13 protein-coding genes are annotated in these 13,703 nt (G+C 41.5%); 12 read left to right on the forward strand and 1 reads right to left on the reverse strand.

The features are described 5' to 3' along the window. Positions 1-9: 9 nt before the first annotated feature. The 8 genes from ACIQXV_RS04660 (at position 10) to ACIQXV_RS04695 (ending at position 8,774) form a co-directional block, all read left to right on the forward strand. Positions 10-1,896, forward strand: a complete 1,887-nt coding sequence (locus tag ACIQXV_RS04660; protein ID WP_402956488.1) for a methylmalonyl-CoA mutase subunit beta — start codon at positions 10-12, stop codon at positions 1,894-1,896. Further along, positions 1,877-4,075 (forward strand): methylmalonyl-CoA mutase, encoded by a 2,199-nt coding sequence (gene scpA / locus ACIQXV_RS04665; RefSeq protein ID WP_402956489.1) that lies wholly within the window; start codon positions 1,877-1,879, stop codon positions 4,073-4,075. Before ACIQXV_RS04660 ends, scpA begins: the two co-directional genes overlap by 20 nt. Continuing rightward, complete coding sequence (gene meaB, locus ACIQXV_RS04670; RefSeq protein ID WP_402956490.1) at positions 4,076-5,197, forward strand: methylmalonyl Co-A mutase-associated GTPase MeaB; 1,122 nt, start codon at positions 4,076-4,078, stop codon at positions 5,195-5,197. It begins immediately after the preceding gene. 74 nt (positions 5,198-5,271) lie between these two features. After that, complete coding sequence (locus ACIQXV_RS04675) at positions 5,272-5,709, forward strand: BrxA/BrxB family bacilliredoxin (protein ID WP_402956492.1); 438 nt, start codon at positions 5,272-5,274, stop codon at positions 5,707-5,709. Positions 5,710-5,942: 233 nt separating this feature from the next. After that, positions 5,943-6,725, forward strand: a complete 783-nt coding sequence (locus ACIQXV_RS04680; RefSeq protein WP_402956493.1) for a transporter substrate-binding domain-containing protein — start codon at positions 5,943-5,945, stop codon at positions 6,723-6,725. A gap of 63 nt (positions 6,726-6,788) precedes the next feature. Further along, positions 6,789-7,448, forward strand: a complete 660-nt coding sequence (locus tag ACIQXV_RS04685; protein ID WP_149870897.1) for an amino acid ABC transporter permease — start codon at positions 6,789-6,791, stop codon at positions 7,446-7,448. Then, a complete protein-coding gene (locus ACIQXV_RS04690) occupies positions 7,441-8,163 on the forward strand; it encodes an amino acid ABC transporter ATP-binding protein (protein ID WP_402956496.1) in 723 nt (240 codons plus the stop codon). Before ACIQXV_RS04685 ends, ACIQXV_RS04690 begins: the two co-directional genes overlap by 8 nt. Positions 8,164-8,264: 101 nt before the next feature. Beyond that, positions 8,265-8,774 carry a L,D-transpeptidase gene (locus ACIQXV_RS04695; RefSeq protein ID WP_402956498.1) on the forward strand — a complete coding sequence of 170 codons (510 nt, stop codon included), beginning with the start codon at positions 8,265-8,267 and terminating at the stop codon, positions 8,772-8,774. A gap of 100 nt (positions 8,775-8,874) precedes the next feature. On the opposite strand, the gene prli42 is transcribed toward ACIQXV_RS04695, so the two are convergent. After that, on the reverse strand, positions 8,875-8,970 hold the full coding sequence (prli42, locus tag ACIQXV_RS04700) for a stressosome-associated protein Prli42 (protein WP_402956500.1): 96 nt from the start codon (positions 8,968-8,970) through the stop codon (positions 8,875-8,877). A 157-nt stretch (positions 8,971-9,127) separates the two neighbouring features. On the opposite strand from prli42, the gene mce reads away from it, so the two are divergent. The 4 genes from mce to ACIQXV_RS04720 all read left to right on the forward strand — a co-directional run bounded on the left by mce (position 9,128) and on the right by ACIQXV_RS04720 (position 13,696). Next, a complete protein-coding gene (gene mce / locus ACIQXV_RS04705) occupies positions 9,128-9,541 on the forward strand; it encodes a methylmalonyl-CoA epimerase (protein WP_402956502.1) in 414 nt (137 codons plus the stop codon). After that, on the forward strand, positions 9,542-11,092 hold the full coding sequence (locus tag ACIQXV_RS04710) for an acyl-CoA carboxylase subunit beta (RefSeq protein WP_402956504.1): 1,551 nt from the start codon (positions 9,542-9,544) through the stop codon (positions 11,090-11,092). A 125-nt stretch (positions 11,093-11,217) separates the two neighbouring features. Next, entirely contained in the window at positions 11,218-12,339 is a 1,122-nt protein-coding gene (locus tag ACIQXV_RS04715) for a tripeptidase T (protein WP_402956506.1), read from the forward strand. 79 nt (positions 12,340-12,418) lie between these two features. After that, positions 12,419-13,696, forward strand: a complete 1,278-nt coding sequence (locus ACIQXV_RS04720; RefSeq protein WP_402956508.1) for a DNA polymerase IV — start codon at positions 12,419-12,421, stop codon at positions 13,694-13,696. Positions 13,697-13,703: the final 7 nt, after the last annotated feature.

The following is a 13,703-nucleotide window of genomic DNA, read 5'->3' on the forward strand; positions in this document are numbered from 1 at the left end:
GGAAGGGGGATGGGGAGTTTGGAAAAGATAAAAAATCAATCTTTTGCCTTAAAAACAATACAAGAATGGAAAGAAAAAGCAGAGGCGTCTTTAAAAGGAAAAACGGTTGAATCCTTACAAACTACTACATATGAAAATATTGTTTTGAAACCGCTTTATAGTAGGCAAGATCAGCAGTCCGTTCCAGAATATCCGGGTGGTTCAGATTTCAGAAGAGGGGTTTACCCACTAGGATATATGAAGAATGAATGGAAGGCAGCACAGCGTATTTCCTATCAAACACCCGAAGAATTGCAAAAAAAGCTCCATAAATCATTTGAAAAAGGGCAATCTGCCATTTCATTTGATGTGAAGACAGTTTTGTTTGAAACTGAAGAAAACTTGAAAAACATCCTGGCAGAGTCTTATTATCAATATCCATTTGCTATCAACGCCAAAGAGTTTCAAACGGTATTCCTTGCGGTCGCAGCTCAATTGGATAAGCACGAGCAAATTAGCGGCTATATAGCCGCTGATCCAATTGCCCTATTTGCTGAAAAGGGTCTAATTTCCGAAGAATTTTTCAATAAATGGGTAAAAAACATCCAGCTATCAAATGAAAAATCCCCCAACTTACGAACCGTCTTAATTGATACAGTTCCATATCATAATGGCGGGGCAAACGCTGTTCAAGAGCTTGGGATCGCCATAGCTGAAGGGGTATATTATTTGGAAAAGCTCCAGGAAACCGATATGGAACTGGAAGAAGTTTTAGCAAAAATGATCTTCCAATTCTCGATTGGCAGCAACTATTTCATGGAGATTGCCAAACTCCGGGCAGCAAGAGTACTGTGGAATCGAATTACCGAACTTTATGGTGCAAAAGATGAAGTCCGTGGAATGATGATTGCTGCTGAAACTTCTTCTTTTACTAAAACCGTTCATGACCCGCATGTAAACTTACTTCGAGCTGGAAATGAAGCCTTTGCGGCTGTAATAGGGGGCATCCAATATTTACATGTGAGCTCTTTCGATGAACATACTGGTACAACACCTTTTTCCGAAAGGATAGCTAGAAATATCCAACTTCTCTTAAAAGAAGAAGCCCATCTGAAAAAAGTGATTGATCCTGCAGGCGGTTCTTGGTATGTGGAAGACTTAACAAATCAGCTTGCTGAGAAGGCCTGGGGATTTTTTCAGAAAATCGAAGCCAACGGCGGCATTCTTGAAGTTTTGAAATCGAATTGGCTGCAGCAGGAAATAGCTGCTGTTTATCAAAAAAAGAATATGGATATTCAGACAAGAAAACACAGTATTGTTGGAACAAATGTATATGCTAATTTAGCTGAAAATGTACCAAATAAACTACTGTTGGAGAAAAGAGCACATTTTGCCGGTGAAGAAAATTCCTTAATAAAAATGGAGGCTATTTCTATACGAAGATTGGCCGAACCATTCGAAGAATTGCGAAGTAAGGCAAAGTATCTCGAAGAAAAATTAGATAATATGCCAGCTGTTGGCATGATTTGTCTTGGCGATTTAAAACAATATAAAGCAAGGCTTGATTTTATGAAGGGATTTCTAGCAGCTGGAGGTATAAAAGCGATAGAAAGCAAACCTATTTTATCAATAGTAGATGCTAGACAATTTGTGTCCCAACTTCCTTCAATACACTACTGTTTTTGCGGATCTAATGATCAGCTTGAAATGATGGGACATGAAATACTAACGATATTAAAATCTGAATTCCCAGAGCGATATTTTTATCTAGCGGGACTTCCGGAAAAAGAAAAACAAGACCAGTGGATAGACCAAGGTATTAAACAGTTTATCCATATGAAAAGCAACTGCTATGAAACTCTATCCACCATATTAAATGAGTTGGAGGTGAACACTATTGAAGAAACAAAAGCCTGATTTTCAAAATCTATCATTATTTGACGACAAAAAATTCATTACCAATGAAGAATGGCAAGAAAAAGTCAAACAGGAAATAGATACTTCGATTGATGAGTTATTATTTGAAACAAATGAACAAATTGCCATAAAACCGCTTTATACAAAAGAAGATCGGGATAAACTGGAGCATCTTGATGATCTTCCTGGGCTTCCGCCCTATACAAGAGGACCTTATCCGACGATGTATGTAAACCGTCCATGGACGGTTAGACAATATGCAGGATTTTCAACGGCCGAGGAAAGCAATGCCTTTTATCGCCGCAATCTTGCAATGGGGCAAAAGGGATTATCGGTCGCTTTTGATTTGGCTACCCACCGGGGCTATGACTCTGATCATCCACGCGTGGTTGGAGATGTTGGCAAAGCGGGTGTTGCAATAGACTCTATACTTGATATGAAGACGCTTTTTGATGGGATACCGCTTGACCAAATGTCCGTTTCGATGACAATGAACGGGGCGGTTTTGCCAATCTTAGCTTTCTTCATCGTGACAGCAGAGGAACAAGGTGTGAGCCAAGAAAAACTTTCAGGGACAATACAAAATGATATATTAAAAGAATACATGGTTCGTAACACCTATATTTACCCGCCGGAAATGTCGATGAAAATCATAGCGGATATCTTTGAATATACCTCTAAATACATGCCAAAGTTCAATAGTATTAGTATTTCTGGCTACCATATGCAAGAAGCTGGGGCTCCGGCTGATTTAGAATTGGCCTATACACTTGCAGACGGCTTGGAGTACGTAAGGACGGGTCTCAAGGCGGGAATCGAAATAGATTCTTTTGCACCGCGCTTGTCATTTTTCTGGGCAATTGGGATGAATTACTTCATGGAAGTCGCCAAAATGCGGGCAGCAAGGCTGATTTGGGCAAAAATGATGAAATCCTTCAACCCTAAAAACGAAAAATCATTGGCCCTAAGGACCCATTCGCAAACATCGGGATGGAGCTTGACCGAGCAGGATCCGTTTAACAATGTCACGAGAACACTAATCGAGGCACATGCGGCGGCAATGGGTCATACACAATCCTTGCATACAAATGCATTGGATGAAGCGATTGCCCTGCCAACAGATTTCTCAGCTCGGATTGCCCGTAACACGCAGTTGTTTTTACAAGAGGAAACAGGAATAACAAACGTAATCGATCCTTGGGCAGGCTCGTATTATGTAGAAAAGTTGACGGATGAATTGGTCCAAAGAGCTTGGACGCATATTGAAGAGATTGAAGGTCTTGGGGGAATGGCAAAAGCGATTGAAACAGGCCTTCCGAAGATGAGAATCGAAGAGGCAGCAGCAAGAAGACAAGCTCAAATCGATTCAGGGAAGGAAACGATTATTGGTGTCAATCGCTATCGTCTGGAAATAGAAGAAGCGATCGATATTTTAGATATTGATAATACGGCTGTCCGTTTAAAACAAATCGAAAAATTGCATTCATTAAAGGCCGGCCGCAATGACGAAAAAGTCCAAGAGGCGCTTAACGCATTGACAATAGCCGCGGAAACGGGAGAACAAAATTTACTAGAGCTTGCGGTGCAAGCAGCAAGAGTGAGAGCAACTCTAGGTGAAATCTCCGATGCAGTGGAATGTGTGGCGAGCAGGCATAAAGCGGTGATCCGTTCAATTAGTGGTGTCTATAGTACAGCATTTAGCAATGAAGAAGAAATTCTAGAAGTGAAAAAAATGACCGATGAATTTCTTGAGAATGAAGGAAGAAGGCCGAGGATTCTCATTGCAAAAATGGGGCAGGACGGTCATGACCGCGGGGCAAAGGTGATTGCCACTGCTTTTGCTGATCTAGGGTTTGATGTGGATATCGGTCCATTGTTCCAAACACCCGAAGAAACAGCGATGCAGGCCGTTGAAAACGATGTCCATGTGATTGGGATGAGCTCACTCGCTGCCGGACATAAAACATTATTGCCGCAGCTTTTAGAAGACTTAAAAAGATTGGGACGAGAAGATATTTTAGTCGTTATTGGCGGTGTCATTCCGGCTCAGGATTATCACTTTTTATATGAGCATGGTGCCTCGGCTATCTTTGGACCGGGAACCATTATCCCAGTAGCCGCACAAAAGGTAATCAAGGAAATTTATAAAAGACTCGGTTATGAGGAAGTGGCACAATAAATGGGCGCGGATCATAAACCGGAATGGAGCGACCCAAATAATCCGGAAAGTTGTTCAAGCATTGTTAGAAAGGGGCAGGAGCAGGAGGGTCAGGCGGCTGCCCTCCAAAAAAATATTCGCTTTCAAAAACGAAGGTCCTCTGAGCCTACGGTTGATGAGCTCTATGAAGGGGTCATAAAAGGTAATAGAAGTATCTTGGCAAGAGCTATTACGTTAGTTGAAAGCAATGCCGAACAGCATTTCCAAAAGGCACAACAGCTGCTGCAAAAACTATTATCCCACAGCGGTAAATCGATTCGCATTGGGATCACCGGTGTTCCCGGTGCCGGAAAAAGTACGTTTATTGAGGCGTTTGGCACCTACCTTTGCAGTTTAGGGCACCACGTAGCTGTGTTGGCCATTGACCCAAGCTCCAGTATTAGCGGCGGCAGTATTCTCGGGGATAAAACGAGGATGGAACAATTGTCTAGAAACCCAAGAGCTTTTATCCGCCCCTCACCAACCGCGGGAAAGCTTGGAGGGGTTCATCGAAAAACAAGGGAAGCGATGCTGATTTGTGAAGCGGCCGGTTTTGATGTCATCTTAATAGAAACCGTTGGGGTTGGCCAAAGCGAGGTCATTATTCGGGATATGGTAGATTTTTTTATGCTGCTTGTTCTAACCGGTGCCGGTGATGAGCTGCAGGGGATGAAAAAAGGGATTATGGAGCTCGCAGATGCCATCCTTGTTCATAAAGCAGATGCTGCGAATAAACAGAAGGCGGAACAAACTAGAAAAGAGTATAACCGCATCCTCCACTTCCTGCAGCCTGCAACAAAAGGCTGGGCAACCAAAGCATATACATGCTCATCCTTGACCCAGGAGGGAATCAGTGGAATTTGGGACGTTATTCAATCGTTCGAACAAACGGGGAAAACATCAGGCGTGTTTGACAATAGAAGAAAAATCCAAGCACGGGAATGGCTCTATTCGATGATCGCCGACCAGCTTCTTTTTTCTTTTTATCATCACGTGGATGTAAAAAGTGCGCTGCCAAAATTAGAAAATGAAGTGATTGCCGGTGAAACAACGGTAGCTACTGCTGTTGAAAAATTATTCAATACCTTTTCCGGCAGTAAATAATCATTTTCATTTGGAAAAAACACATTTTTACTGTTATGATGTAGTTATGTACATAACATAAAGGAGTGATTTTCATGAGCATGGATTTTAACTTTTTCATGAATGATGTGGTGAACCAGGCGCGTCAAGAAATCGCGTCTGCAGGGTATAAAGAACTAAAAACAACTGCGGATGTAGAAGAGGCATTATCACAAAAGGGAACAACATTAGTGATGATTAATTCGGTATGTGGCTGCGCCGGTGGTGTCGCAAGACCTGCAGCTGCACATGCTGTTCATTATGATAAACGTCCTGATCATCTTGTTACAGTTTTTGCCGGGCAGGATAAGGAAGCGACAGAAAAAGCACGTAGCTATTTCACTGGCTTTCCACCATCCTCACCATCCTTTGCCCTCTTAAAAGACGGAAAGATTTGCTCAATGGTCGAAAGACATCAAATCGAAGGCTTCGATCCCGCAACTGTCGTTTCAAGATTGCAAAAGGAATTTGACGAATACTGCGAAGAATTTTAGGGTATCTTATGGGTTAATCTCAGAACAGAGGTTAACCCTATTTTTTTTGGAAAAAGTTACCGTGAAAAAATATAAACGGATTTTTAAAAATATATTTGCATAATTATTAGTTTGTGTTAAAATTCATTACATTGAATAATTATTAATCAAACAAACTATTAATCTTGAAAATTACAATATGTAAGGTATATATTAATGTTTTAATTTTCAGACAAATTATAGGAGGAAAACAAATGAAAAAGGCATTTATTTTATTAGTTGCAATGATAATGACTGTAGGTTTACTTGCAGCATGCGGCACGGGTGAAAAAGCCAGCAAGAAAAGCGGGGATAAAAAGGTATTAACGATGGCAACGTCTGCTGACTATCCGCCATTTGAATATGTAGAAACTGGGAAAAGTGATGATATTATTGGTTTTGATATTGATTTAGCAAAGGCAATTTCACAAAAGCTTGGATATGAAATTAAAGTTAAGGATATGGATTTCAGCGGTTTAGTTCAATCGCTTAAATCAGGTCAAGCAGATTTTGTCTTAGCAGGGATGTCACCAACTGAGAAAAGAAAGAAAAATGTTGATTTTAGTGATATTTACTATACAGCTTCCCACTTAATCATTTCTAAAAAAGACAGCGGTATTGAAACGATTGAGGATTTAAAAGGTAAAACAGTTGGGGTACAGCTTGGTTCGATTCAAGAAGGGAAAGCAGACGAAATTAATAAACAAGTTCCAATTAAGATTGAAAACCGCGACCGTATTCCAGATCTTATCCAAGAATTGAAATCAGGCCGTTTGGACGCCGCCATCATTGAAGACACTGTGGCAAAAGGATTCATGGAGAAAGAGCAGGAATTAGCAGGTTTTGCAATTAGTGATGACCCTAAAGAAGCAGGTTCGGCGATTGCGTTTCCGAAGAATAGTGATTTAACAGAGAAGTTCAACAATGAATTAAAGAAAATGAAAGAAAATGGCGAACTGCAAAAATTGGTTGTAAAGTGGTTCGGTGGGGAACAATAGGATTTGCCTAGAGACGTTCAAACTGAACGTCTCTCCATTTTTGATAGAGAGGATAGATGATGAATGAATTTAGACTTCGCTCCATTCATTCCCTCCATGCCGTATATATTAAAAGGTATTTTAGTTACCCTTCAAATTGTAATCATTGCAGGGGTATTGGGGTTTGTACTTGGAACTATTTTATCATTATTTAAAATAAGCAAAATAAAAATCTTAAACTGGTTTGCAAATGTGTATACCTCGATTTTCCGGGGAACACCATTGATCCTGCAATTAATGTTGATCTATTATGGATCTCCACAAGTATTAGGGTATCAAATTGAGCCCTATACAGCCGCCATTTTGTCTTTCGGCCTGAATTCTGGTGCCTATATCTCGGAAATTATTCGTGCGGGAATTCTTGCGGTAGATAAGGGACAACAGGAAGCTGCGATGGCATTAGGCGTACCATACGGAAAAATGATGTGGGACATCATACTGCCGCAGGCATTAAAAAATATTCTTCCAGCTTTAATGAATGAATTTATTTCACTCACAAAAGAATCAGCAATTGTTACCTCGATTGGAGTTATGGATATCATGCGCCGCTCGTATCAGGTCGGAGCTGATAATTATTCCTTCTTTGAACCTCTATTAATTGCTGGATTCATTTATTATCTAATGGTTATTACCTTGACCTTCTTAGGGAAAGCACTTGAAGGGAGAATGAGACGCAGTGATTAAGGTAGAGAATTTATTTAAGAATTATGGACAACTTGAAGTGTTAAAAGGAATTACGACCTCCATTGAAACAGGAGAAGTTGTCGCCATCATCGGGCCCTCTGGTTCAGGAAAGTCTACTTTTCTTCGCTGTATGAACCTTTTAGAAGAGCCAACCAAAGGGAAAGTTTGGATCGGAAACCATGATGTTACAGATAAAAAAACAAACATCATGAAGGTGCGGCAAAATGTTGGAATGGTATTTCAGCACTTTCATTTGTTTCCACACAAAACTGTTCTGCAGAATCTAACCTATGCACCCATTAAGGTAAAAGGGTTGTCAAAGGATCAAGCCGAAAAAATTGCCTATGGACTGCTGGAGCAAGTAGGTTTATCAGAAAAAGCGAATGAATATCCGACCAGATTATCTGGAGGGCAAAAACAGCGGGTCGCAATTGCCCGTGCTCTTGCGATGGAGCCTGACGTGATGCTTTTCGATGAACCAACATCTGCTCTTGACCCAGAAATGGTAAAAGAGGTATTAGAGGTCATGAAATCGCTAGCGCATACAGGGATGACAATGGCTATTGTGACACATGAGATGGGATTTGCAAGGGAAGTGGCCGACAGGGTGCTGTTTTTAGATGGAGGAGTTCTCGTTGAGGACGCATCACCAGAAGAATTCTTTACCAATCCAAAAAGCCAGCGTGCCCGGGATTTCTTGGAAAAAATGCTATAATTACCCAAAAGATGAACTTAATAGGTTCATCTTTTTTCTTTGAGGAATAATCGCTGTTTGTTAGATGCAAACTATGGAAAAAAAGGCAGGTGGCTCCATTTATGAAAATTCTAATGCCGCTCCTCATGACTTTTTCTCTTTCACCACTTTGGCCGCTTGGGCCGAACCCTTTGCCTGGTGATCCATTCGTTATTGTCAACAAAACTAAAAATGAATTGGCTTTAATTAATGAAAATAAAGTTCAAACGGTCGTAAGTGTCGGTACGGGTAAAACGCAAGAATTAACACCGGAAGGTCTCTTTACCATAATAGTAAAAGCGAAGGAGCCTTATTTCCGAAGAGGGAACATTCCCGGGGGAGACCCAAAGAATCCGCTGGGCGCGAGGTGGATTGGCTTTGATGCAAAAGATACTGACGGCAGGACGTATGGTATTCACGGGACAAATCAGCCTGCCACAATAGGAAAATATGTTTCAAAGGGCTGTATTCGCAGCCAGAATGAGGTCATCTCTTCGCTCTTTCCCTTAATCCCATTAGGGACGAAAATATTGGTTATTTCATCCAAAAAATCATTTGAGAAGTTAGCACAAGAAAATGGAGCAATTGAATAAATGAAAAGGGACTGTTCTTTGAACTGCACCTCCAATTGTTAAGTGGTGTCTAACAATTGGGGTGCAGTTCATTTGTGAACAGTCCCTTCATATATGTTTTTTATAGTAATGAACCGATTCCGATTAGGAGAGTTGAGGCAAGCATGGCAAAAAGCATTAAATAAACGATTATTTTTCTTGTTTTCTTATTTTTCAAAAATAGAACCTCCCTGATATAGGCTTTATTCATATTGTACTAGGAAAAGCCCAAATGGACAACGGAACTACTTAGCAATTTTGGGAAGGATTTATGAACTTTTTACCGAATACAATAATTGTCGAAAAAATTTTAATAGTGGAACAGAGGGGTATACATGATTAAAAAAGTCGACCATATTGGAATTGCCGTGAAATCCTTGGAGAATACACTCCCTTTTTATACGGATGTGTTACAGCTTTCCTTATTAAGAATAGAAGTGGTGGACAGTCAAAAGGTCAAAGTCGCTTTTTTGCAAGCGGGAGAAACGAAGCTCGAACTGCTTGAGCCGACATCAGCAGAAAGTTCGATTGCTACATTTATCGAAAAACGCGGTGAGGGGATTCACCATGTGGCACTTGGTGTCACATCAATTGAAGAAAGAATTGCCGAAATGAAAGCTAAAGGGATCCGGATGATTGATGAGGCGCCAAGACCTGGTGCAGGAGGAGCAGATATTGCTTTCATGCATCCTAAATCGGCATCAGGTGTTTTATATGAGCTTTGCGAGAAGAAAGGGATGAAGGGATAAATGATCGACATCTATGAAAAATTAAATGAATTATATGATAAACGCAGGGAGGTTGAGCTCGGCGGCGGCGACGAGCGAATCGATAAACAGCATGATAAAGGGAAATTAACGGCAAGAGAAAGGATCGAATTATTAGTAGATAAAGGTACATTTGTCGAATTGAATCCGTTCATTGAACATCGCACGAATGATTTTGGACTTAATGAGCAAAAGGGGCCTGGCGATGGGGTTGTAACTGGATATGGAAAGGTAAACGGCCGGCCGATTTATCTATTCTCTCAAGACTTTACGGTTTTTGGCGGCGCATTAGGGGAAATGCACGCGAAAAAAATCGCCAGTGTAATGGATTTAGCGGCTAAAAATGGGACGCCATTTGTCGGTCTTAATGACTCTGGCGGAGCCCGGATTCAAGAAGGGGTTGTTTCGCTTGATGGATACGGGCATATCTTTTACAGGAACGCGATTTACTCTGGTGTGGTCCCGCAAATCTCAGTGATTATGGGACCATGTGCAGGCGGTGCTGTTTATTCACCGGCGATTACCGATTTTGTGTTTATGGTTGAAAAAACAAGCCAAATGTTTATTACTGGGCCAAAGGTAATTGAAACAGTAACAGGTGAGAAAATATCGGCAGAAGATCTAGGCGGGGCTGATGTTCATAATTCCATCAGTGGAAATGCTCATTTTCAAGCGAAATCGGAGGCTGAGGTTTTAGAAAATGTCCGTAGGCTGTTAAGCTATCTTCCGCAAAATAACGAAGAAAAGCCGCCAAGACAAAAAGTGGAGGATGAAAATGATTATCGCCCGGATTTAACGGACGTGATTCCATTTGATGCAGTAAGGCCTTATGATGTTCGTAAAGTTATTGAACAAGTTGCCGATGCCGACTCGTTTATGGAAATTCAAAAGAATTTTGCGAAAAACATCGTTGTTGGATTCGCCCGGATTAAAGGAGAGACGGTGGGGCTCGTCTGCAATCAGCCTAAAGTAATGGCGGGCGGATTGGATATTGATTCATCCGATAAAGCGGCTCGATTTATCCGAACTTGTGATTCTTTTAATATTCCGATTATTACGTTTGAAGATGTGACAGGTTTCTTCCCTGGGGTTAAGCAGGAGCACGGGGGAATCATCCGTCACGGGGCAAAGATTTTATTCGCTTATTCAGAAGCAACCGTACCGAAGCTGACGGTTATTTTAAGGAAAGCTTATGGCGGTGCCTATGTGGCGTTAAATAGTAAATCGATTGGTGCTGATTTGGTGTTTGCATGGCCAAATGCCGAAATTGCCGTCATGGGGCCGCAGGGGGCTGCCAATATTATTTTTGCTAAAGAGATTAATAATAGTGAAAATCCTGAGCTGACAAGACAGCAAAAAATTGATGAATACCGGGAAAAGTTTGCGAATCCCTATGTCGCTGCAAGCAGAGGCATGGTCGATGATGTCATCGATCCACGGGAAACGAGAATTAAAATTATTCAATCGTTAGAAATGCTGCGAAATAAAAAGGAATCCAGACCCTATAAAAAACATGGAAATATCCCGCTTTGATTTGACTCACATTATCTTTCATTTGATGATATTAACCGGAAAGAGGTATACTGGAATAGGAAAAGCGGAGGCGCCTAGGCGCTTCCGCTGGACAATAGTGTTTACATAATTGGGAGGGTCAAACAATGGTGAATCAAGAACGTCTTTTGAATGAATTTTTAGAACTTGTGCAAATTGACTCAGAAACGAAATATGAGACTGAAATTGCGAAAGTATTAAAACAAAAATTTACTGATTTAGGTCTTGAAGTTTTTGAAGATGATACAACCGCGGTAACAGGCCACGGTGCTGGAAACTTAGTTTGCACACTTCCTGCAACAAAAGAAGGAGTCGACCCGATTTATTTTTCTTGCCATATGGATACCGTAACACCTGCGAAGGGCGTAAAACCTTCGATTAAAAACGGCTATGTTGTCACCGATGGCACAACCATCTTAGGTGCCGATGATAAAACGGGCATTTCTGTTATGCTTGAAACCATCCGCTTATTAAAAGAAAACAATCTTCCACATGGCATGATTCAATTTGTGATCTCCGTCGGTGAAGAATCCGGTCTACTTGGCGCAAAAGCGATAGATCCATCCTTGCTGAAAGCGAAATATGGGTATGCCCTTGACAGCGATGGATTGGTTGGTAATGTGGTTGTCGCTGCTCCAACCCAAGCAAAAGTAAAAGCCGTGATCTATGGCAAAACAGCACACGCAGGGGTGGCACCTGAAAAAGGTGTTTCTGCGATTACGATTGCAGCTAAATCAATTGCAAGAATGCCGCTTGGAAGAATTGACCATGAAACGACAGCAAATATTGGCCGTTTTGAAGGTGGTCAAGCAACCAATATCGTCTGTGATCGAGTGGATATTTTAGCAGAAGCACGGTCGCTTATTCCTGAAAAAATGGAAGCACAGGTTAGCAAAATGAAGGAAGCTTTCGAAACAGTTGCTGCCGAAATGGGCGGAAAAGCCGAAGTTGATGTGGAAGTCATGTATCCAGGCTTTAAATTTGGCGAGGGCGACCAAGTAGTTGAACTTGCCCGCAAAGCAGCTGGCAAAATTGGCCGCAGCTGTGAACTGCAGCATAGTGGCGGCGGCAGTGATGCCAATGTATTTAATGGCTTTAACATCCCAACAGTGAACCTGGCTGTTGGCTATGAAGAAATCCATACCACAAACGAGCGTATGCCGCTTGAAGAATTATACAAACTCGCTGAAATGACCATTGCGATCATAGACGAAGTGACAAATCAATAGATGCAGCTTTACGAAGGGGAGCCAATGGCTCTCCTTTTTGTTATACTGATAGTACAATTGTTTTAAGGATGTGTTCGCTGTGAAGGAAATGTATCCGAAGAACGGACGTGTCATTTTACATGTGGATATGAATAGTTTTTACGCTTCGGTTGAAATGGCCTATGATTCAACACTGAAGGGCAAACCGCTGGCGATTGCCGGGAACGTTGAAGAGCGGAGAGGGATTATTGTTACCTGCAGCTATGAGGCGAGGAAGTTTGGCGTCAAAACGACCATGCCGCTGTGGGAAGCGAAGAAACTGTGCCCGCAGTTAATTGTGAAGAGCCCCAATTTTGAACGGTATCGGGCGGCTTCTATGGGGATGTTTGACATTCTGAGGCAATATACGGCGCTTGTTGAACCTGTTTCGATCGACGAGGGCTATATGGATATTACCGAAAGCTTTGAATTTGGCAGCCCGATTGAAATCGCCAACAGTATTCAAAAACGAATCTTGGAGCAGCTCGATTTACCCTGCAGCATTGGCATCGCCCCGAATAAATTTTTAGCAAAAATGGCTTCTGATATGAAGAAACCAATGGGGATTACCATCCTTCGCAAACGTGATATTCCCAAGGTACTTTGGCCATTGAATACGAATGAAATGCATGGGGTTGGAAAAAAGACGGCAGAGAAGCTGACAACAATTGGCATTCACACAATAGGAGATTTAGCCAATGGGAATGAAATCCAGCTAAAAACCCTCCTTGGTATTAATGGAATTCGGATAAAAGAGCGGGCGAATGGGATTGATCAGCGGCCAGTTGATCCCGAATCCATTGAGGAGTTTAAAAGTATTGGCAATTCCACGACCCTGCCTAGAGACATTAGTAATCAACAAGAGCTTTTCCATGTGCTTGAATCATTGGCGGAAACGGTGTCTGTCAGATTAAAGCGAAAAAATGTCCTCGCATCTGCTTTGGCCATTACCATCCGTTTTAAAGATCGGAAGACGATTACTAGAAGTAAGAAACTTCCGAATCCTATTCAACATAAAGAAGATATTGCGGCGTTTGCTAAACAGCTTTTTCTAAAATCCTGGAATGGGGACTCAATTCGGTTATTGGGGATTACCGGGAATGATTTAGTTGATCATGATCATGCTTATAAACAGTTAGATTTGTTTTCCTATGAAAAGGATGCGAAAAAGGAGCCTCTGCTTAAAACCCTTTCCAGTCTTCGTGAAAAGTACGGAAAAAATATTATTGAACCTGCAGGATCACATAATGTAGATTCCACTCATAACATCGGAACAGGCACAAGCTTTAATAAAGATTTTCTGCGCACTTTCCCCGATAAAAATAAAGATGAAGAATAAAAAGCTC

The sequence above is a fragment of the Neobacillus sp. NPDC097160 genome, from assembly GCF_044762155.1.
In the GTDB taxonomy this organism is placed as follows: Bacteria; Bacillota; Bacilli; order Bacillales; family Cytobacillaceae; genus Neobacillus.